Here is a 17,625-nt window from a genome sequence, read left to right as displayed (position 1 = left end):
GGGCATGGTGCGCTTGTTCACCCGTTTGCCACCGCTGTGGCGCTTCGCGTTCACCGCCTTCCTCGGTGTCATCCTGATTACTCTGGCCTGGCTCCAGGTGGCGCGCTGGGTGGCCTACCCCGCCGCGCTGATGGCCAAGGCCGGGCTGGAGCAGGCCGCGCCGCAGTGGGTGCGCGTGGTGCACGCGGAGCCGGGGCAGGCGGTGGTGCTGGATTCATCGGTGGCCATTGCCACCGCGCAGACCGGCTGGCGCCAGGCCGAGATCACCCTTGACGCCGAGCCGGGCCGCTACGCCTACGGCTTGCCCATCTTCCTGGCGTTGATGCTGGCGGCGCAGGTGCTGCAGCGCAAGCGCGGGCGCGGCTGGCGCGTGCTCGCGGGCTATGCGCTGCTGCAGCCGGCGCAGGCGTTCAGCCTGGCCATGCACCTGCTGATGCAGCTGTTGCTGGCCACGGGGCTGGACGCGCGCGTGCTCAAGGTCGAGCAGGGGCAGATGGAGGCCATCATCTACGGCTACCAGCTTGGCGCGCTGGTGGTGCCCACGCTGGCGCCCGTGCTGGTCTGGCTGTGGCTGGAGCGGCACTTCGTCAACGACGTGCTGGTGAGTGCCTGGCGCGCCTCGCTGGCGCCCGCGCCTGTGGCGGCAGCGCCCGCGCCGCAGGCGCCCGTTGCGGCCCCGGTGGCAGCGCAGCCCGCGCCGCAGCGCGGCGAGATCTCCTCCAGCGCCGCTGCCGTGCTGCCGTCGCGCCGGCGGCGCTGAACCTTGCGCTCAGGCCACCAGGGGCGGCTCCTGCATGGCCTCGATCTGCTCGCGCAGCATGTCCACCTGGCCTTGCCAGTAGGTGCTGGTGCCGAACCAGGGGAAGTTGATCGGGAAGATCGGGTCGCTCCAGCGCTGCGCCAGCCAGGCGCTGTAGTGGATCAGGCGCAGCGTGCGCAGCGGCTCAATCAGCGCCAGCTCGCGCCGGTCGAAAGGGCGCAGCTGCTCGTAGCCGTCCAGCAGCGCCGCGAGCTGTTGCGTGCGCTGGCGTCGCTCGCCTGACAGCAGCATCCACAGGTCCTGCACGGCCGGGCCCATGCGCGCGTCGTCTAGGTCCACGAAGTGCGGGCCGCCGCCTTGCGCATCCACGGGCGTCCACAACACGTTGCCGGGGTGGCAGTCGCCGTGCAGGCGGAGGATGGTTGCGTCTTGCAAGCCAAATTGGCCTCCAGCGCTTGTATGGCAAGCGCTACCAGCTATCAATTCAAGAGCTTCTTTGCAGGCGGCGCACCAGGCCGACTGCTGGTCCAGGGGAATGTGCTGCCCGGCCAGCAGCGCATCGTACGGCGCATGGCCGAAGTGGCGCAGATCCAGCGCGGGCCGGTGCGCGAAGGGGTGCGTCGCGCCCACGTTGTGGATGCGTGCGAGAAACCGGCCCAGCCACTCCAGCGTTTCGAAATCCTCCAGCTCCGGCGTGCGTCCGCCGCGCCAGGGGCTGACCGAGAAGGCGAAGCCCGCGTGGTGGTGCAGCGTGCGGCCATGGAGCATGAGCGGCGCCACGATCGGCACTTCGGCCGCCTCCAGTTCCTGGGCGAAGGCATGTTCTTCCAGAATCTGCGCTTCGCTCCAGCGCCCGGGGCGGTAGAACTTGGCGACCACGCGCGAGCCGTCCTCCAGCACGGCCTGGTACACGCGGTTTTCGTACGAGCCCAGGGCTGTGAGGCGGCCGTCGCCATACAGGCCCACGCTGGCCAGGGCGTCGAGCACGGCGGTGGGGGTGAGCTGGGCGTAGGGGGCTGGGGCGTCAGGGGTCATGCCTGGCATTGTCTCCCGGCGGTGGCTGCGATGCAGGGCGCCTGGCGGCCTGCCGCGCTCCCTCATGGCGAGGTGCCGGATGCGTGCAGCTGCTCGAACGGCAGTTGCTGCTTGACCAGGATGACGGTGCACGGCGCCTCGCGCGCCACACGGATCGGCACCGTGTCGATGAAGCGCTGCAATTGCAGCCCGTGCGTGGCCGCGCCCAGGATCATCAGGCCGACGCGGTTGCCCTCGGCGTAGCGCACCAGGGCCTGGCCGACGTCGCTGGCCTCCAGCACGTGGTAGCTCACGCTGTGCCCGGCCAGCGGCAGCGGTTGCGCCCAGGCCTTGAGCCGTGCCAGGTGCGTGCGGTGCAGCGTGGTCTCGCTGCGCCCGGCGTCCGAGGTGCTGCTGGCCGAGGGCGAGAGCACGGTGACGCAGGCCAGCCGTGCGCCGGGGCGGATGCCGAGCGAGCGCGCCACGGCCTCGCGCAGCGAGTACAGGGTGGCGTCCTGCACGTCCTGGTGCGGCACGGCGACCATGAGGATGGGCGCCTCCTCGATCTGGCTGGTGGGCAGCGGGCTGGGCTGGTAGTGCATGCCTGCGGCCTTGAGCCAGCGCTTGAGGTGCGCGCGCACGCCGGGGCCGCGCGTGCGCCGGCCGCGCTCGGTGATGGGCACCTGGCCCGGATTCGCCAGGTCGAACGCTAGGTGCGCGGCCGAGGGGTAGCGCTGCGCGGCCTCGGGCTCCAGGCAGCGCAGGATGATTTCCTGCAGCCACTCGGGCAGGTCGGGGCGGTGCGCGCGCGGCGGCGCGGGCGTCATCCACAGGCGCTGGCGTAGCCCGCCTTGCGTGGTGGGCGCGCCGAAGGGCAGCGCGCCCGTGGCCAGCTCGTAGAGCATGACGCCGATGGCGAAGATGTCGCTGCGCAGGTCGCCACGCACGCCCACCACCTGCTCGGGCGCGATCCAGGCGGGCGAGCCCACGGCCTTGCGCATTTCCTCGGCCAGCAGGTCGGGGTAGTGGGCGTGGCACGACAGGCCGAAGTCCAACAGCACGGCGCTGCCGTCGGGCTTGATGAGCACGTTGCCGGGCTTGAGGTCGAGGTGGCAGCAGTTTTGCTGGTGCAGGCTGTGCGCGGCCAGCGCCATGGCGCTGCCCAGCTGGGCCACGGTGGCTGCGTCGGGGCGCTCGGGCTGGTCGAGCCAGTGCTGCAGCGTTTGGCCGGGCACGTACTCCATCACCAGGTAGGGCAGGCGCAGCAAGTCGCCCGCGGCGACGAAGCGCGGTACGTGCGGGCCGCTGAGCACCGGCAGGATCTGCAGCTCGACTTCGAAGCTGACGATGTTCTCGGCGCCGTCGCCCGCTGTCATGCGCGGGATCTTCATGGCCAGGGAGAAGCCGGGGTCGCGCGCCTGCTGCGCGTAGGCCACGGCGTAGATGTGCGCCATGCCGCCCGCGTGGATGCACTCGCGCACCACGAAGCCATCGACTTCCGTGCCGGGCGCCAGCAGTTTCATCGGCCCGTCTCCAGCCGGTCGGCGAAGAACGCCGGCAGCGGCGCGGCGCGGATGGCAGCGGCGGCGGCCGCGTGGTCGTAGGGCACGCGGTGGAAGGTGAGGCTACAGGCCTGTTCGTCGAACAGCGCGTACATGGCGCGCGTGTCGCGGTCGCGCGGCTGGCCTACCGAGCCGACGATGGCCAGCCACTGCCGGTGCATGGGCACGGGCACGGGCACGCCGGGCTGGGGGGCGAACCGCATGAGCTTGGCCGTGGGCGTGAGGAAGTACAGGGCTTGCTCGTGCACGTGGCCGCTGAAGACGTAGCGGATCGATGGGTCGAGCAGGCTCGCGGCCGACATGCTGCGCTCCGCCGCTGCGCCGTCGCTGATGTAGTGCCAGCGCCCGGGCTGGTCGGCGCTGGCGTGCGCCAGCAGCGCGTAGGGCCCCAGGCGCGCGGTGAGGGGGCGGGTGGCGAGGAACTCGCGCTGCGCGGCGCTGAGCTGCGCGTGCGTCCACTGCGCGCTTTGCTCGCCCAGCTGCGTGGCCTGCGCGGGCGGGGTGACGGCGGCGGCGTCATGGTTGCCCTGGACGATGAGCGCGCCCTCCTGTGCCAGGGCCATGGCCTGGTCCACCACGGCGGCCGGTTCACCGCCGTAGCCCACCAGGTCGCCGAGCAGGGCGAATTGCCGTGCACCCTGGGCGCGGGCGTGTGCGAGGCAGGCGTCCAAGGCCTGGCGGTTGGCGTGGATGTCGGACAGCAGGGCGATTTTCATGGGGGGCTCCAGCCCCCATCATGGCGCGCCAAGCTGAGCGCAATCTTGCGCCGGTGCCTAGGGAAAACCTGGGGTTCAGGCCAGCGTCAGGGTCACGTCGATGTTGCCGCGCGTGGCGTTGGAGTAGGGGCAGACCTGGTGTGCGGCCTCCACCAGCGCCTGGGCGGTGGTGCGGTCCATGCCGGGCAGGTGCACGGTCAGGCGTGCGGCGATGCCGTAGGCGTTGGGAAGGGTGCCCAGGTCCACCTCGGCGTCGATCGCCACGTCCTGCGGCAGTGCCAGCTTCTGGCGCGCCGCCACGGCCTTGAGTGCGCCGATGAAGCACGCCGAGTAACCCGCGGCGAAGAGCTGCTCGGGGTTGGTGCCGCTGCCGCTGGTGCCGGGAGAGGAGAGGGTCACGTCCAGGCGCCCGTCGTCGGTGCGCGAGGCGCCGTCGCGGCCGCCGGTGGTGTGGGCGCGGGCGGTGTAGAGGACTTTGTCGAGCGATGCCATGGTGCTTTCCTTTCAGCGAGGTGCCCGGTGCGGGCGGGATGGGCCGGCGCGCGCGAGGCTACGCGCTGGCGAGGTGGCTGCGCAAGGCGTGCAGCCGGTTCTTGAGGTCCATGAGTTCCGGCGGGCTGCACTGCATGCGCTGCAGCATGCAGGCGGGAATGCCTTCGGCCTGCTGGCGCAGGGCGCGGCCCGGGTCGGTCAGCATGACGCGCACGCGGCGCTCGTCCTGCGCGTCGCGCTGGCGCGCCAACAGGCCGGCTGCCTCCAGCCGCTTGAGCAGCGGCGTGAGCGTGCCCGAGTCCAGGTACAGGCGTTCGCCCAGTTCGGACACGGTGAGGCCGTCCTGCTCCCACAGCACGAGCATCACCAGGTACTGCGGGTAGGTCAGGCCGAGCGCGTCAAGCAGCGGCTTGTACAGCTTGGTCATGGCCAGGGACGCCGAATACAGCGCGAAGCAGACCTGGTTGTCCAGCCGCAGCCGTTCGGAAGAGGAGGGCGTCGTGTGCATGGGTGAATTATTGTTGGCAATTAAATTGTGTGCAATTTAATTGCAGGAGGCCACGAAAGGAAAAGGGTCAACAGGTACTATTAAAAAAAGAGCTGCTGGCGCTTGCCCAGTCCGGTTTTCAGGTGGAAAACCATCTGAAACCCGGACTGGGCAAGCGCCAGCAGCTATCTAATCAGGAGCTTAAGCGGGCAGCTCAGTAGCTGTACACACCGCGCCCGGTCTTGCGGCCCAGGCGGCCGGCGGCCACGTATTCCTTGAGCAGCGGGCAGGCGCGGTACTTGCTGTCGCCGAATTCGGCCAGGTACACGTCCATCACGGCCAGGCACACGTCCAGGCCCACCATGTCGGCCAGCGCCAGCGGGCCGATGGGCTGGTTGCAGCCCAGCTTCATGCCGGCGTCGATGTCCTCGGGCGTGGCCAGCCCCTCGGCCAGCACGAAGAAGGCCTCGTTGATCATCGGCACCAGGATGCGGTTCACCACGAAACCGGGCGCGTTCTTCACGGTGATGGGGCTCTTGCCCAGGCGCTCGGCCAGGGCCTTTACGGCGTCGTGCGTGGCGTCGGAGGTCTGCAGGCCGCGGATGATCTCCACCAGCGCCATCATCGGCACCGGGTTGAAGAAGTGCATGCCGATGAACTTGTCGGCGCGGCTAGTGGCGGCGGCCAGTTTGGTGATGGAGATGGACGAGGTGTTCGAGGCGATGATGACCTCGGGTGCCAGCAGCGCGTCAGCCTGCTTGAGGATCTTCAGCTTCAGCTCGTAATTTTCCGTGGCGGCCTCGATGACCAGCTGTGCGGACTGCAGGTCTTCGTAGCGCGTGGAACCCTTGATGCGCGCCAGGGCGGCGTCCTTGTCGGCCGCGGTGATCTTTTCTTTCTTGATCAGGCGGTCGAGGCTGCCCGCCACGGTGGCGATGCCTTTTTGCACGGCGGCATCGGAGATGTCCACCATGACCACGTTGATGCCAGAGACTGCGCAGGCCTGGGCGATGCCGTTGCCCATGGTGCCCGCGCCGATGATGCCGACGGTTTGGATCGTCATATAGAGAACTCTCTTCAAAGTGAAACGAACACCGGGCATGGTACCGGCATTCGCAGGGAGCTTCGGTTATCGTGAATCGATCAGTCGGGCAATGTCACCAGCCTGACAACGACAAGGAGACGGTTTCCCATGTTCGACTACATCGTGATCGGCGGCGGCTCGGCGGGGGCCGTGCTGGCAGGCCGGCTGACCGAGGACCCCCAGGTGCGCGTGTGCCTGCTGGAGGCTGGCGGGGCCGACAAGAGCGTGTTCATCCACTGCCCCGGCGGGCTGGCCGCCATGGCCAAGTACGAGATGTTCGGCTGGGGCTTCTCCACCGTGCCGCAGCCCGGGCTGGGCGGGCGGCGCGGCTACCAGCCGCGCGGCAAGGTGCTGGGCGGCTCCAGCTCGGTCAACGCCATGGTCTACATCCGGGGCCAGCACGCCGACTACGACCACTGGGCCGCGCAGGGCAACCCCGGCTGGGGCTGGAGCGACGTGCTCCCCTACTTCCAGCGCGCCGAGCACAACGAGCGCGGCGCAGACGCCTGGCACGGCCAGGGTGGCCCATTCAACGTGGCCGACCTGCGCTCGCCCAACCGCTTCAGCCAGGTGTTCGTCGATGCCGCCGTGCAGGCCGGCCATGTGCACAACCGCGACTTCAACGGCGCCACGCAGGAGGGCGTGGGCCTGTACCAGGTCACGCACAAGAACGGCGAGCGCCACAGCACGGCCAAGGGCTACCTGACGCCGCACCTGGGGCGGCCGAATCTGCACGTCGTCACGGGGGCGCAGGCCACGCGCATCCTGTTCGAGGGCCGCCGCGCCGTGGGCGTGGAATACCGCCAGGGTGGGCAGCTGCAGCAGGCGCGCGCGCGGCGCGAGGTGCTGCTGAGCGCAGGCGCGCTGCTGTCGCCGCAGCTGCTCATGCTCTCGGGCGTGGGGCCCGCCGATGAGCTGCAGCGCCACGGTATCGCGGTGCTGCACCACCTGCCCGGCGTAGGCCGCCACCTGCACGACCATCCCGACGTGGTGCAGGTGGTGAACGCGCCCGGGCTGACCGACCTGTTTGGCCTGTCGCTGCGCGGCGGGCTGAACGTGCTGCGTAGCATCCGCGAATGGCGCCGCCAGCGCACGGGCCCACTCACGTCGAACTTCGCCGAGGCCGGGGGCTTTCTCAAGAGCCGCCCCGAAGAGGCGGCGCCAGACCTGCAGCTGCACTTTGTCATCGGCAAACTGGTGGATCACGGGCGCAAGACCGTGTTCGGCCACGGCTACTCGTGCCACGTCTGCCTGCTGCAGCCTAAGAGCCGGGGCAGCGTGCGCCTGGCCAGCAGCGACCCGCTGCAGCTGCCACTGGTCGACCCCAACTTCTTGGCCGACCCCGATGACATGGTGCGCATGGTGCGGGGCTTTCAGATCTCGCGCGCCATCCTGCAGCAGCCTGCACTGGCGCAGTATGGCGGGCGCGAGGGGCAGGCCCTGGCCCAGGCGCAGACCGAGGCGCAGATTGAGCAGTACATCCGCCAGTACGCCGACACCATCTACCACCCCGTGGGCAGCTGCCGCATGGGGCCGGGGCCGCTGGACGTGGTGGACAGCCAGCTGCGCGTGCATGGCCTGGAAGGCTTGCGCGTGGTCGATGCGTCGATCATGCCGCGCATCGTCAGCGGCAATACCAATGCGCCGACGGTGATGATCGCCGAGAAGGCGGTGGATTTGCTGCGCGCTGCCGCGTAGCCCGCCTGCGTCGCCTCAGCCCCGGAAGCGCCTGCGCGTCAGCGCCAGTGCCACCCAGTAGGCCGTGGCAGTGGTCAGCGCCATCACCAGGCCATGGCGCAGCGGGTGCTGCGGCCACTGGTCCATGAACAGCGGGCGCACCAGCTCCACGGCGTTCGTCAGCGGCAGCCAGTCCGATACTGCGCGCACCAGCGGCGGCAGCTGCTCGCGCGGGAAGAAAACGCCCGAGAGAAACATCATCGGCGTGAGTACGAGCGTGAAGTAATAGGTGAAGAAATCGTAGCCTTTGGCCAGGGCATTGAAGATCAGCGCGATGCTGGAGAACATGATGCCCACGCACAGCAGCACTGGCCAGGCCACCAGCAGCTTGGGCGTGTGGCTGATGCCAAGCGCCAGCATCACGCCCAGGATGGCGGTGGCGGTGAACAGGGCCTTGAAAGCGGCCCAGAGCATTTCCGCCAGCACCACGTTGTCCAGGCCGATGGGCGCGTTCATGATGCCGTCCCAGGTCTTTTGCACATGCATGCGCGAAAAGGCGGAATACAGCGCCTCGAAGCTTGCGGCGTTCATGGCGCTCATGCAGATCGAGCCGCTGGCCAGGAACAGGATGTAGGGCACGCTGCGGTCGTTCACCTGGACCTGGCCGACGAGTGCCCCCATGCCATAGCCAAAGGCGACCAGCCACATCAGCGGCTCGGCGATGTTGCCCACCAGGCTGGGAATGGCGAGCTTGCGCCACACGCGCAGGTTGCGCAGGAAGACGGGCCACCAGCGCCACGACAGGTCGGGTGGGCGCCAGATCGAGGCGGAAGTATCCATGTCAGTTTCCTACTGTGCTGGGCACCGCCCGCAGCCCATGAAACCGGCGCGGCCAGGCCAGCGGACGCCGCGCAAGGGCCGCCAAGCCGTGCATGCGGCGCAGCCGATCAGGGGGGTGTTTCTTCATGCCTAGCCGTCCTCCCGTATCTGGCGGCCCGTGAGTTTGAGGAACAAATCCTCCAGGTTCGCTGGCCGGTGCAGGGTGCGCAGGTGGGCGCGCGCGGCCAGGGCCTGCAGCAGTGGGCGTGCGTCCTGCGTGTAGAAGAAGACGGTTTCGCCGCTGACCTCCACGCGCTGCGCCAGCGTGCGCAGCGCGGCGTCCTGTGCCAGGGCCAGCGCGCCGTTACCGTAGGCCTCGACCACCTCGGGTTCGAGGTGCTCGGCGATCAGTTCGCGCGGCCGACCCTCGGCGATCTTGCGGCCATGGTCGAGCACCAGCAGGCGTGCGCACAGGCGCTCGGCCTCGTCCATGAAGTGCGTGGTCAGCAGAATGGCGCAGCCCTGCTGCAGCAATTGCTGCAGGCGTTCCCACATCAGATGGCGCGCCTGCGGGTCGAGCCCGGTGGTGGGTTCGTCCAGCAACAGCAGGTGTGGATCGTTCACCAGAGCACGTGCCAGCGACAGACGCCGCCGCATGCCGCCCGATAGCTCGCCAGGCCGAGCCTGGGCCTTGTGTCCCAACGCCGCGAATTCCAGCAGGCGCGGGATGCGCGCGCGCATGGCGGCGGGCTTCAGGCCGAAATAGCGGCCAAAGACTTCGAGATTCTCGGCACAGGTGAAGTCGGGGTCGAGCGTGTCGAACTGGCTCACCACGCCGAGCCGGGCCTTGATGGCGAGCGCGTCGCGGGGCATCTCCAGGGGGGCACCGCCCTGCGGCGGGTGGTAGTGCACCTGGCCTGCGTCGGGCGTGGTCTGGCCCAGGCACATGCGCACCGTGGTGGTCTTGCCCGCGCCGTTGGGGCCGATCACGCCCAGGCATTCCCCTGCGGCAATGGAGAACGACAGACCATCGACCACGGTCGTGGCGCCGTAGCGTTTGCGCAGGTCGCAGGCTTCGAACAGCAAGGGGGCGGGCATGGCGTCGATTGTGCCGCTTTGCCCCCCGGTGCGTGCCTTTACAGCGTGTGCACCACCAGCTTGAACTCCGGTTCCTCGGGGTAGGCGCGAATCTCAAAGCCCAGGCGGCGCATGAGTTTGAGCATCTTGGCGTTCTCCACCAGCACCAGCCCCTGGATCTCGGCCAGGCCGCGCTCGCGCGCGACGTCCATGATGCTGTACATCAGGCGCGCGCCCAGGCCCTGGCTGGCGAAGTCGTCGGCCACCAGCAGCGCGAATTCGCAGCTGCTCGGGTCGGGGTTGATGGCATAGCGCGACACGCCGACGATGCGCTCGGTGGTGTGCACCTCGCCGTCCTCGTCGGTGGTGCGCTCGCGGTGCACGGCCACCAGGGCCATGTCGCGGTCGTAGTCGATCAGCGTGAAGCGCGCCAGCAGCGACGGCGGCAGCTCCGCGATGCGCGAGGCGAAGCGCATGTAGCGGCTCTCGGGCGAGAGTTCGCGCACCAGGCGCTGGATCATTTGCGCGTCACTCGGGTGGATGGGGCGCACCAGGTATTCGCCGCCGCCGCGCAGCGGCCAGGTCTGCTCCAGGCGCTCGGGGTAGGGCATGATGGCCAAGTGGCCGTACGAGCCATGGTGTCCCGTGCCCGAGGTCTGTCCGACCTCGGTGACGACGATGCGCGCGTCCACCGCCACGGTGCCGTGCTCGTCCACGATCAGCGGGTTGATGTCCATCTCGCGCAGTTGCGGTAGCGCGCAGGCCATTTCAGACACGCGCAGCAGCACTTGCTCGAGCGCCGCCTGGTCCACTGCGTTGGCGCCGCGCCATTCGCCCAGGGTCTGCGCCACGCGCGAGCGCTCGATCAGGCGGCGCGCCAGGAACTGGTTGAGCGGCGGCAGCTCCATGGCGCGGTCGTCGATCAGCTCGATCATGGTGCCGCCCGCCCCGAAGGTGATGACCGGGCCAAACGGGTCGTCGCGCACCAGGCCGATGCACACCTCGCGCCCGCGCGTGGCACGCGCCATGGGCTGCACCGTTACGCCGTGGATGCGCGCGTTCGGCGCTGCGCGCGCCACGCGCTGCACCATGGTCTCGTAGGCGTCGCGCGCAGCGGTGGCGTTGTGCACGTTGAGCATCACGCCACCCACGTCGGACTTGTGTGTGACGTCGGGCGAGTCGATCTTCAGCGCCACAGGGAAGCCCAGCTGCGTGGCGATCATCATGGCCTCGTTGGCGCTGCGCGCCAGCAGCGTGCGTGTGACCGGGATGTGGAAGGCCGCCAGTAGCGTCTTCGATTCCATCTCGGTGAGCACGCTGCGGCGCTCGGCCAGTACGCCCTCGATCACCAGGCGCGCGCCTTCGATATCGGGCCGCGCCAGGCTGTTGGCCAGCGACGGTGGCGTCTGTTGCAGCAGCTGCTGGTTCTGGTGGTAGTTGGCGATGTTGCCGAAAGCGCCCACGGCAGCCTCGGGCGTGCGGAAGGTGGGGATGCTGGCGTCGCGCAGCACCTCGCGCGCCTCGCCCACGGTGGCGTCGCCCAGCCAGCACGAGAGCAGCGGCTTCTCGGCCTGGCGCTTGGCGTCTGCCAGGGCCTGGGCCACGGCGCGTGCGTCATTGCCGGGCTTGGGCGAGAACAGGGTCAGCACGCCGGCGATCTGGCGCTCGGCCAGCGCTGCGTCGATGGCCGCGCGGTACTGTGCGGGCGTCGCGTCTTCCGACAGGTCGAACAGCTCCTGCAGCGTGGCCTGCGCCGGCAACTGCGGCGCCAGGGCGGCGCGTCCGGCCTCGGACAGCACGCCCAGCTCCAGCCCAATGTCGTTGGCCGCATCGGCAGCCAGCACGCCCGGGCCGCCGCCGTTGGTGATGACGGCCAGGCGCCGCCCCACCGGGCGGTAGCGCGAGGCCAGGCACTTGGTGGCCGAGAACAGCTCGACGAACGAGTGCACGCGCACCGCGCCGGCACGGCGTAGCGCGGCATCGAACACGTCGTCGCTGCCGACGATGGTGGCGCTGTGCGTCAACGCCGCGGCGCTGCCAGCAGTGCGCCGGCCCGACTTGAGCACCACCACGGGCTTGGAGTAGGCCGCCGAGCGCAGCGCGCTCATGAAGCGGCGCGCGTTGCAGATGCCCTCCATGCACACGGCGATGCTGTGCGTGTGCGGGTCGTTGGCCAGGAAGTCGAGCGCTTCCGTCAGGCCGATGCTGGCGTGCGGCCCGAATGAAACCACGCTGGAGAAGCCCACGCCGTTGCCATTGGCCCAGTCGAGCGTGGCCGCCGTGAGCGCGCCCGACTGGCTGACCAATGCCATTGTGCCCTCGCGCGCCAGCGTGCCGGCGGTGCTGGCGTTGAGCTGCAGCGAGGGGCGCTGGATGCCCAGCGAGTTCGGCCCGAGCAGGTGGATACCCTCGCGCCGCGCGATGCGCTGCAACTGCGCTGCCTGCTGCGCCTCGATGCCGCTGCTCACGATGAGCGCGGCGCGGCAGTGCAGGTGGCCTGCCACCTCCAGCGCCGCGGCCTGCTCGGCCGGTGGCAGGGCGATCACGGCGAGGTCAGCGCGCGTCTGCTTCAGGTCCTGCAGCGTGCCGCTGGTGTTCTGTAGATCCAGGAAGGCCAGCGTACCGCTGTAGCGCTGCGCGCGCAGCGCGGCGTGCAGCGCCGCAGCCTGCGGCGTCAGCGTCTCGGGTGCGTCGGCACGGCCCGCAAGCACCACGACGGAGCTGGGGGCGAACAAGGGCGTGAGGTAGTGCTTGTCGAGCATGGGACTCCCTGTGTCAAGCTATGAAAACAATAGCTGCCAGCGCTTGCTGCATAAGGCGTAGGTGCCTATTTCATTCGAATTTTCAACGCGGCAGCGCAGGCGCTGTGGCCGCGCGCAGCCCCTGCTGCTGCGGTAGCTGGAACGTGCCGGCCAGCGCGGCCAGGTCCTGCGCCTGCTGCTGCAGTGAACTCGACGCGGCCGAGGTCTGCTCCACCAGTGCGGCATTCTGCTGCGTCACACCGTCCAGGTGGGCCACGGCCTGGTTGATCTGCGACAGGCCTGAGGCCTGCTCGCGGCTGGCCAGCGCGATTTCATCGACGATACCCGCCACGCGCTGGATGCCGTCCATGATTTCCTGCATGGCCGTACCGGCCTGCGCTGCCTGTGCGTTGCCCGCCTGGGTCTTGGCCACCGAGTCCGTGATCAGCGCCTTGACCTCGCGCGCGGCCTCGGCGCTGCGCCCGGCCAGTGCCCGCACTTCCGAGGCCACCACGGCGAAGCCCCGCCCGGCTTCGCCAGCGCGCGCGGCTTCCACGGCGGCATTCAGCGCCAGGATGTTGGTCTGGAAGGCGATGCCGTCGATGACGCCAATGATGTCCACGATCTTCGCGGCCGACTGGTTGATGGCCTGCATGGTTTGCACCACTTGCGTGACCACGGCACCGCCGTGCGCCGCCACGTCCTTGGCCTGCGCCGCGAGCTGGTTGGCCTGCGCAGCGCTGTCGGCGTTCTGTTGCACCGTGCCGGAGAGCTGTTCCGTGGCCGAGGCGGTTTCCTCCAGCGCGCTGGCCTGCTGCTCGGTGCGCGAGGACAGGTCGAGCGCGCCCGCAGCCACCTGGGTCGAGGCGCCGGCGATGGCCCCTGTGCCGGCCTTGAAGCGCCCCACCACCTCGGCCAGGTTGCCGCGCATGGTCTCCATATCGCTGCACAGACGGCCGATTTCGTCGCTGCCCTGGAGTGCGACGCTGTGCGTCAGGTCGCTCGCGGCAATGTGGGCCGCCGCAGTCTGGGCGATGGCGAAGCCGTTCTTCAGCCGTGCCAGTAGTGCCAGCGCCAGCAGCACCGAGGGCAGCACCAGCAGCACGGCGGCCAGCGCGAAGATCCACAGTGCCAGCTCGTAGCGCTTCTGTGCGGCTTGGAAGGCGGCGTTGGCATGCTCCACCTGGTAGCTGCGCAAGGCGCCCATGGTCTTCACCACGGCCTCACCCTCCTTGCGGCCGGCAGCCAGGAAGGCCGCCATGGTTTCTGCGGCGTAGTCTTCCTTGCGGATGGCCTGCACGGCCTTGTCCAGCTCCGCACGCCAGGGCTTGCGCGCTTCCATGGCGGCGTCGTACAGCGCACGCTCGCGTGGGTCGGTGATGCCTTGCTCCATGGTCTTGTGCAGCGCGTTGCTGGCGCTCTGGTTGGCGGCGATGGCCTCCAGGTGCATGGTGGCCGGATGGTCGTGGATGCTGGCCAGGCCGCCCGCGGGGGCGTGCTGGAAGGCCAGCAGCACTTGCATGCGGTTTTGCAGGGTGCTTTCGATCGACTGGCCGGCCAGCAGGGAGCGCGCCATCGCTTCGTCATGCAAGGACTTTAGGCTGTCGCGTGCAGAGGACAGCCCCCACAGGCCGGTGGCGGCGACGGCAACGACCGACAGAACGAAGGCGCACAGGACGACGATGAAGCGCTGGGTGATCCGCAGCTGGTTCCAGGAAAGGGACATGGTGGAGTGAAAGGGTTGGTTGCTATGGGTCAGTTACTGTCTGTAAAGAATGACTATATTCATTCCAGCATGTGGTAAACGCTCAAAAAGGATTGCCCTGTTACTTTCACGCGACCGATGAGGCAAAAGATGACAATCTTTGCGTAGTGCTTTTGTATTGTCCGCCCAGAATGGGTTGCAAAAATATACATGCATGCATGTATGTATAATTTGTATTCTTACAAACTGATTTATACGGCATAGGTTGCGGTTTTGACATCAATCAAGTGACTTCTTGACTGAAGTCAGCACAATGCCGTCAATTGTTGTTTTTGTTGCATCAAGGAGTTGGCCATGGCTACGGATAATGCGTCTGGGTCTGAGTATTTCCACGAGCGCCGCCGCTCTGCGGCACGGGCGTTGGATGAGTCGGTGCAGGCGCAAATGGTGCGTGCGTTCAGTGGCCTCTCTCCGATTGCCTTGTCGCTGGCCCATGCGGATTGGGCGATGCACCTGATGGCATCGCCAGGGCGCCAGTCCCAGCTGGCCGTGCGTGCGTTTGAACTGTCGGTGCAGGCGTGGAACAAGGCCGCAGACCAGTCGGCCGACGCCGCGCCGGAAAAAGATGGCCGTTTCACCGATCCTGGCTGGTCCCAATGGCCTTACAACGCCGTCAAAGAAGGCTTCAAGGCCGCTGACACCTGGTGGCGTGAAGCCGCAGGCCACAGCAGTGGCGTGTCGCGCCACCACCAGCACATGGTGGACTTTTTCACAGGCCAGACGCTGGATGCACTGTCGCCGTCCAACTGGGCGCTGACCAACCCCGAGGTGCTGCGCGTGGCGCAAGAAACCCACGGCGCATCGCTCAAGAAGGGCTGGGAGTTTTTCCTGCAGGATTTGCGCGAGCAGGCCAATGCCCGCCCGGAAACGCCTGCAGAAGAGCTGGAGCCGCTGGAATACGCCGTGGGCGAGCAGGTGGCCATTACCCCGGGCAAGGTGGTGTTTCGCAACCACCTGATCGAACTCATCCAGTACAGCCCCAGCACCGAGAAGGTGCAGCCAGAGCCCGTGCTTATCGTGCCGTCGTGCATCATGAAGTACTACATCCTGGACATGTCGCCGCACAACTCCATGGTCAAGTACCTGGTGGACCAGGGGCACACCGTGTTCATCATCTCGTGGCGCAACCCCGATGCCAGCGACCGGGAGCTGGGCATGCAGGATTACCTGCGTCTGGGCGTCATGGAAGCCCTGGCGGCCGTCAAGTCGCGCAGCGGTGCCCAACGCGTGCACACCGTGGGTTACTGCCTTGGCGGCACGTTCCTGGCCATCGTCGCGGCTGTCCTGGGGCGCCTGCATCGCAAGGCGAAGGAGCGCACCGCCGCCGAGCAGGCCATGATCCCGGCCGACATGCCCGAGCTGGCCTCCGTCATCCTGCTGGCGGCGCAAACCGACTTCTCGGAGCCTGGCGAGCTGGGGGTCTTCATTGACGAGAGCCAGCTCAGCGCCCTGCGCCGCAGCATGAATGAGCGCGGCTACCTCTCGGGCAAGCAGATGGGCGGCTCGTTCGTTTTCCTGGCCTCGCGCGGCCTGCTGTGGGGGCGTAATACGCGCCGCTACCTGCTGGGCGAGGACGACGCCAGCTTCGATCTGATGAGCTGGAACGCCGACACCACCCGCCTGCCCGCGCGCATGCACTCCGAGTACCTGGACTCGCTGTTCCTGAACAACGCCCTGGCGGCGGGGCAGTACCGCGTGGCCGGCTCCACGGTGGCGCTGATGGACATCAACGTGCCCATGATGGTCGTGGCCACCACGCGCGACCACGTGTCGCCGTGGAAGTCGGTCTACAAAATCCACCTGCAGACCGATACGCACGTCACCTTCGTGCTGGCCGAGGGGGGGCACAACGCGGGCATCGTCAGCGAGCCTGGCCGCCCGCGCCGCAGCTACCAGATCGCCAGCGTTGAGGACAACACCGGCTGGATCGACCCCGACGAGTGGAAAGCCCATGCGCCGGTGCAGCAGGGCTCGTGGTGGGAAGCAATGAACGCCTGGATCACCGCGCGTTCGGGCGAGCCGGTGCCCGCCAAGGCGATTCCGCCCGACCATGTGGTGTGCGACGCCCCTGGCACCTATGTGATGACGCGCTATGCCGATTAAGCACACCAGCGAGCGCGACGTCATCGAACGGCACCTGCGGCACTTCGTGAAGCAGTTCGAGACCATGGGCGCGCGCATCACCATGCTGGCCCAGGCCCTGGGCGTGCCGTTGCGCACGCCCGCGGACATCGACGCCGCGCTGCAGTGCGACGGCACCCGCTACCAGGGCCGCGAGGCGCGCATGCGTGAGGAGTTGCGTGCGCTGCTGGTGTTGCGCTACCAGACGTTCGAGCGGCTTGCCTACAACGTCAACGTGGGTCCGCAGGCTGCGCGCGACATCCTGCTCAGCGCCAACGACCGGTTGCTGTGCAATGGTTTCCCGGCCGAGGCGCCGGGCATGAACCTGCGTCCATTTTTCGACGGCATAGAAGACTGAGGGCTTGAGACACCCCGCCGTGCGGCACTGCCGCACACCCCCCGCCGCGCCTGACCGCGCGAAGGGGAGCGCGCCAGCGGGCGCGGCGGCCGGTTCGGCGCGGCCCCGCATGCTGGCACCCGATTGTTTTTTTGGGAAACACATGAACTCCACCAACCTGTTCAGCCTGGCCGGCAAAAAAGGCCTGATCCTCGGCATCGCCAACGACAGCAGCATCGCCTTTGGCTGCGCGCGCCTGATGCGTGAAATGGGCGCCGAAGTGGTCGCGTCCTGCCTGAACGACAAGGCGCGCAAGTTCGTCGAGCCGCACACCCAGCCGCTGGGCATCGACCTGGTGAACTGCGACGTGGAGGCCGAAGGGGAACTGGAGGCCATCGTCCAGCATGCCGTGCAGAAGTTCGGCAAGCTCGACTTTGTCATCCACTCCATCGCCTGGGCGCCGCTGCAGGACCTGCACGGCGACGTGGTGGACAGCTCGCGCGAAGGCTTTGCGCGCGCCGTCAGCGTGTCCTGCCACTCGTTCGCCGAGTTGGGCAAGCTGTGCGCTCCGCACATGCCCGACGGTGGTGCCATGCTGGCCATGACCTACCTGGGCTCGGGCGAGGTGGTGCCGCACTACGGTCTCATGGGCCCGGTGAAGGCCGCGCTGGAGTCCGTGGTGCGCTACATGTCGCTGGAGCTGGGCAGCAAGAACATCCGTGTGCACGCGGTCTCGCCCGGCCCGATCCTCACGCGCGCCGCCTCGGGCATTGCCAGCTTTGACGAGCTCATGGCCACGGCCCAGGCCAAGGCACCGCTGCAGCGCCTGGTGAAGCTGGACGAAATCGCCCAGCTCAGCGCCTTCCTGTGCATGGAAGCGGCCAGCGGCATGACGGGCCAGACCATCTATGTGGACGCTGGCGTCCACGCGATGGATTGACGACACCCCCCTGAGGCGCTGCGCGCCTTCCCC

At 68.2% G+C, this 17,625-nt stretch carries 15 protein-coding genes; 5 read left to right on the top strand and 10 right to left on the bottom strand.

Going from position 1 to position 17,625, the window contains the following annotated elements:
* The first annotated feature begins 7 nt into the window (after window positions 1-7).
* Entirely contained in the window at window positions 8-760 is a 753-nt protein-coding gene (locus BN2503_RS06910) for an exosortase H-associated membrane protein (protein WP_175537925.1), read from the top strand.
* Window positions 761-769: 9 nt separating this feature from the next.
* Here BN2503_RS06910 and BN2503_RS06905 read toward each other — a convergent pair whose 3' ends face one another.
* The 6 genes from BN2503_RS06905 to BN2503_RS06880 all read right to left on the bottom strand — a co-directional run bounded on the left by BN2503_RS06905 (window position 770) and on the right by BN2503_RS06880 (window position 6,094).
* Window positions 770-1,795, bottom strand: coding sequence for a serine/threonine protein kinase (locus BN2503_RS06905; protein WP_054255918.1), 1,026 nt, complete (start codon window positions 1,793-1,795; stop codon window positions 770-772).
* A gap of 62 nt (window positions 1,796-1,857) precedes the next feature.
* Complete coding sequence (locus BN2503_RS06900; RefSeq protein WP_054255917.1) at window positions 1,858-3,297, bottom strand: serine/threonine protein kinase; 1,440 nt, start codon at window positions 3,295-3,297, stop codon at window positions 1,858-1,860.
* On the bottom strand, window positions 3,294-4,052 hold the full coding sequence (locus BN2503_RS06895; RefSeq protein WP_054255916.1) for a metallophosphoesterase family protein: 759 nt from the start codon (window positions 4,050-4,052) through the stop codon (window positions 3,294-3,296). Before BN2503_RS06895 ends, BN2503_RS06900 begins: the two co-directional genes overlap by 4 nt.
* 75 nt (window positions 4,053-4,127) lie before the next feature.
* Window positions 4,128-4,544 carry an organic hydroperoxide resistance protein gene (locus BN2503_RS06890; protein ID WP_054255915.1) on the bottom strand — a complete coding sequence of 139 codons (417 nt, stop codon included), beginning with the start codon at window positions 4,542-4,544 and terminating at the stop codon, window positions 4,128-4,130.
* A 58-nt stretch (window positions 4,545-4,602) separates the two neighbouring features.
* Complete coding sequence (locus tag BN2503_RS06885) at window positions 4,603-5,052, bottom strand: MarR family winged helix-turn-helix transcriptional regulator (protein WP_054255914.1); 450 nt, start codon at window positions 5,050-5,052, stop codon at window positions 4,603-4,605.
* 193 nt (window positions 5,053-5,245) lie between these two features.
* Window positions 5,246-6,094, bottom strand: a complete 849-nt coding sequence (locus BN2503_RS06880) for a 3-hydroxybutyryl-CoA dehydrogenase (protein WP_054255913.1) — start codon at window positions 6,092-6,094, stop codon at window positions 5,246-5,248.
* Window positions 6,095-6,223: 129 nt separating this feature from the next.
* Here BN2503_RS06880 and BN2503_RS06875 point away from each other — a divergent pair, with 129 nt between their 5' ends.
* Complete coding sequence (locus BN2503_RS06875; RefSeq protein ID WP_054255912.1) at window positions 6,224-7,813, top strand: GMC family oxidoreductase; 1,590 nt, start codon at window positions 6,224-6,226, stop codon at window positions 7,811-7,813.
* 15 nt (window positions 7,814-7,828) lie between these two features.
* Here the strand turns inward: BN2503_RS06875 and BN2503_RS06870 are convergent, their stop codons facing one another.
* The 4 genes from BN2503_RS06870 to BN2503_RS06855 form a co-directional block, all read right to left on the bottom strand.
* Window positions 7,829-8,632, bottom strand: a complete 804-nt coding sequence (locus tag BN2503_RS06870) for an ABC transporter permease (RefSeq protein ID WP_054255911.1) — start codon at window positions 8,630-8,632, stop codon at window positions 7,829-7,831.
* A 129-nt stretch (window positions 8,633-8,761) separates the two neighbouring features.
* Window positions 8,762-9,709, bottom strand: coding sequence for an ATP-binding cassette domain-containing protein (locus tag BN2503_RS06865; RefSeq protein WP_054255910.1), 948 nt, complete (start codon window positions 9,707-9,709; stop codon window positions 8,762-8,764).
* A 38-nt stretch (window positions 9,710-9,747) separates the two neighbouring features.
* Window positions 9,748-12,450: a bifunctional acetate--CoA ligase family protein/GNAT family N-acetyltransferase gene (locus BN2503_RS06860; RefSeq protein ID WP_054255909.1), complete on the bottom strand. Its 2,703-nt coding sequence runs from the start codon at window positions 12,448-12,450 to the stop codon at window positions 9,748-9,750.
* 82 nt (window positions 12,451-12,532) lie between these two features.
* Entirely contained in the window at window positions 12,533-14,155 is a 1,623-nt protein-coding gene (locus BN2503_RS06855; RefSeq protein WP_054255908.1) for a methyl-accepting chemotaxis protein, read from the bottom strand.
* 333 nt (window positions 14,156-14,488) lie between these two features.
* On the opposite strand from BN2503_RS06855, the gene BN2503_RS06850 reads away from it, so the two are divergent.
* The 3 genes from BN2503_RS06850 to fabI all read left to right on the top strand — a co-directional run bounded on the left by BN2503_RS06850 (window position 14,489) and on the right by fabI (window position 17,592).
* A complete protein-coding gene (locus tag BN2503_RS06850) occupies window positions 14,489-16,297 on the top strand; it encodes a PHA/PHB synthase family protein (RefSeq protein WP_054255907.1) in 1,809 nt (602 codons plus the stop codon).
* On the top strand, window positions 16,287-16,673 hold the full coding sequence (locus BN2503_RS06845) for a hypothetical protein (RefSeq protein WP_054255906.1): 387 nt from the start codon (window positions 16,287-16,289) through the stop codon (window positions 16,671-16,673). The genes BN2503_RS06850 and BN2503_RS06845 overlap by 11 nt, the downstream gene beginning before the upstream one ends.
* Window positions 16,674-16,815: 142 nt before the next feature.
* Entirely contained in the window at window positions 16,816-17,592 is a 777-nt protein-coding gene (gene fabI, locus BN2503_RS06840; RefSeq protein ID WP_054255905.1) for an enoyl-ACP reductase FabI, read from the top strand.
* Window positions 17,593-17,625 lie beyond the last annotated feature (33 nt).

Source organism: Paenacidovorax caeni (genome assembly GCF_001298675.1).
Lineage (GTDB): Bacteria > Pseudomonadota > Gammaproteobacteria > Burkholderiales > Burkholderiaceae_C > Paenacidovorax > Paenacidovorax caeni.
Note: the sequence above shows the minus strand (reverse complement) of the source record. Positions and strands in the feature narration are given on the sequence as shown.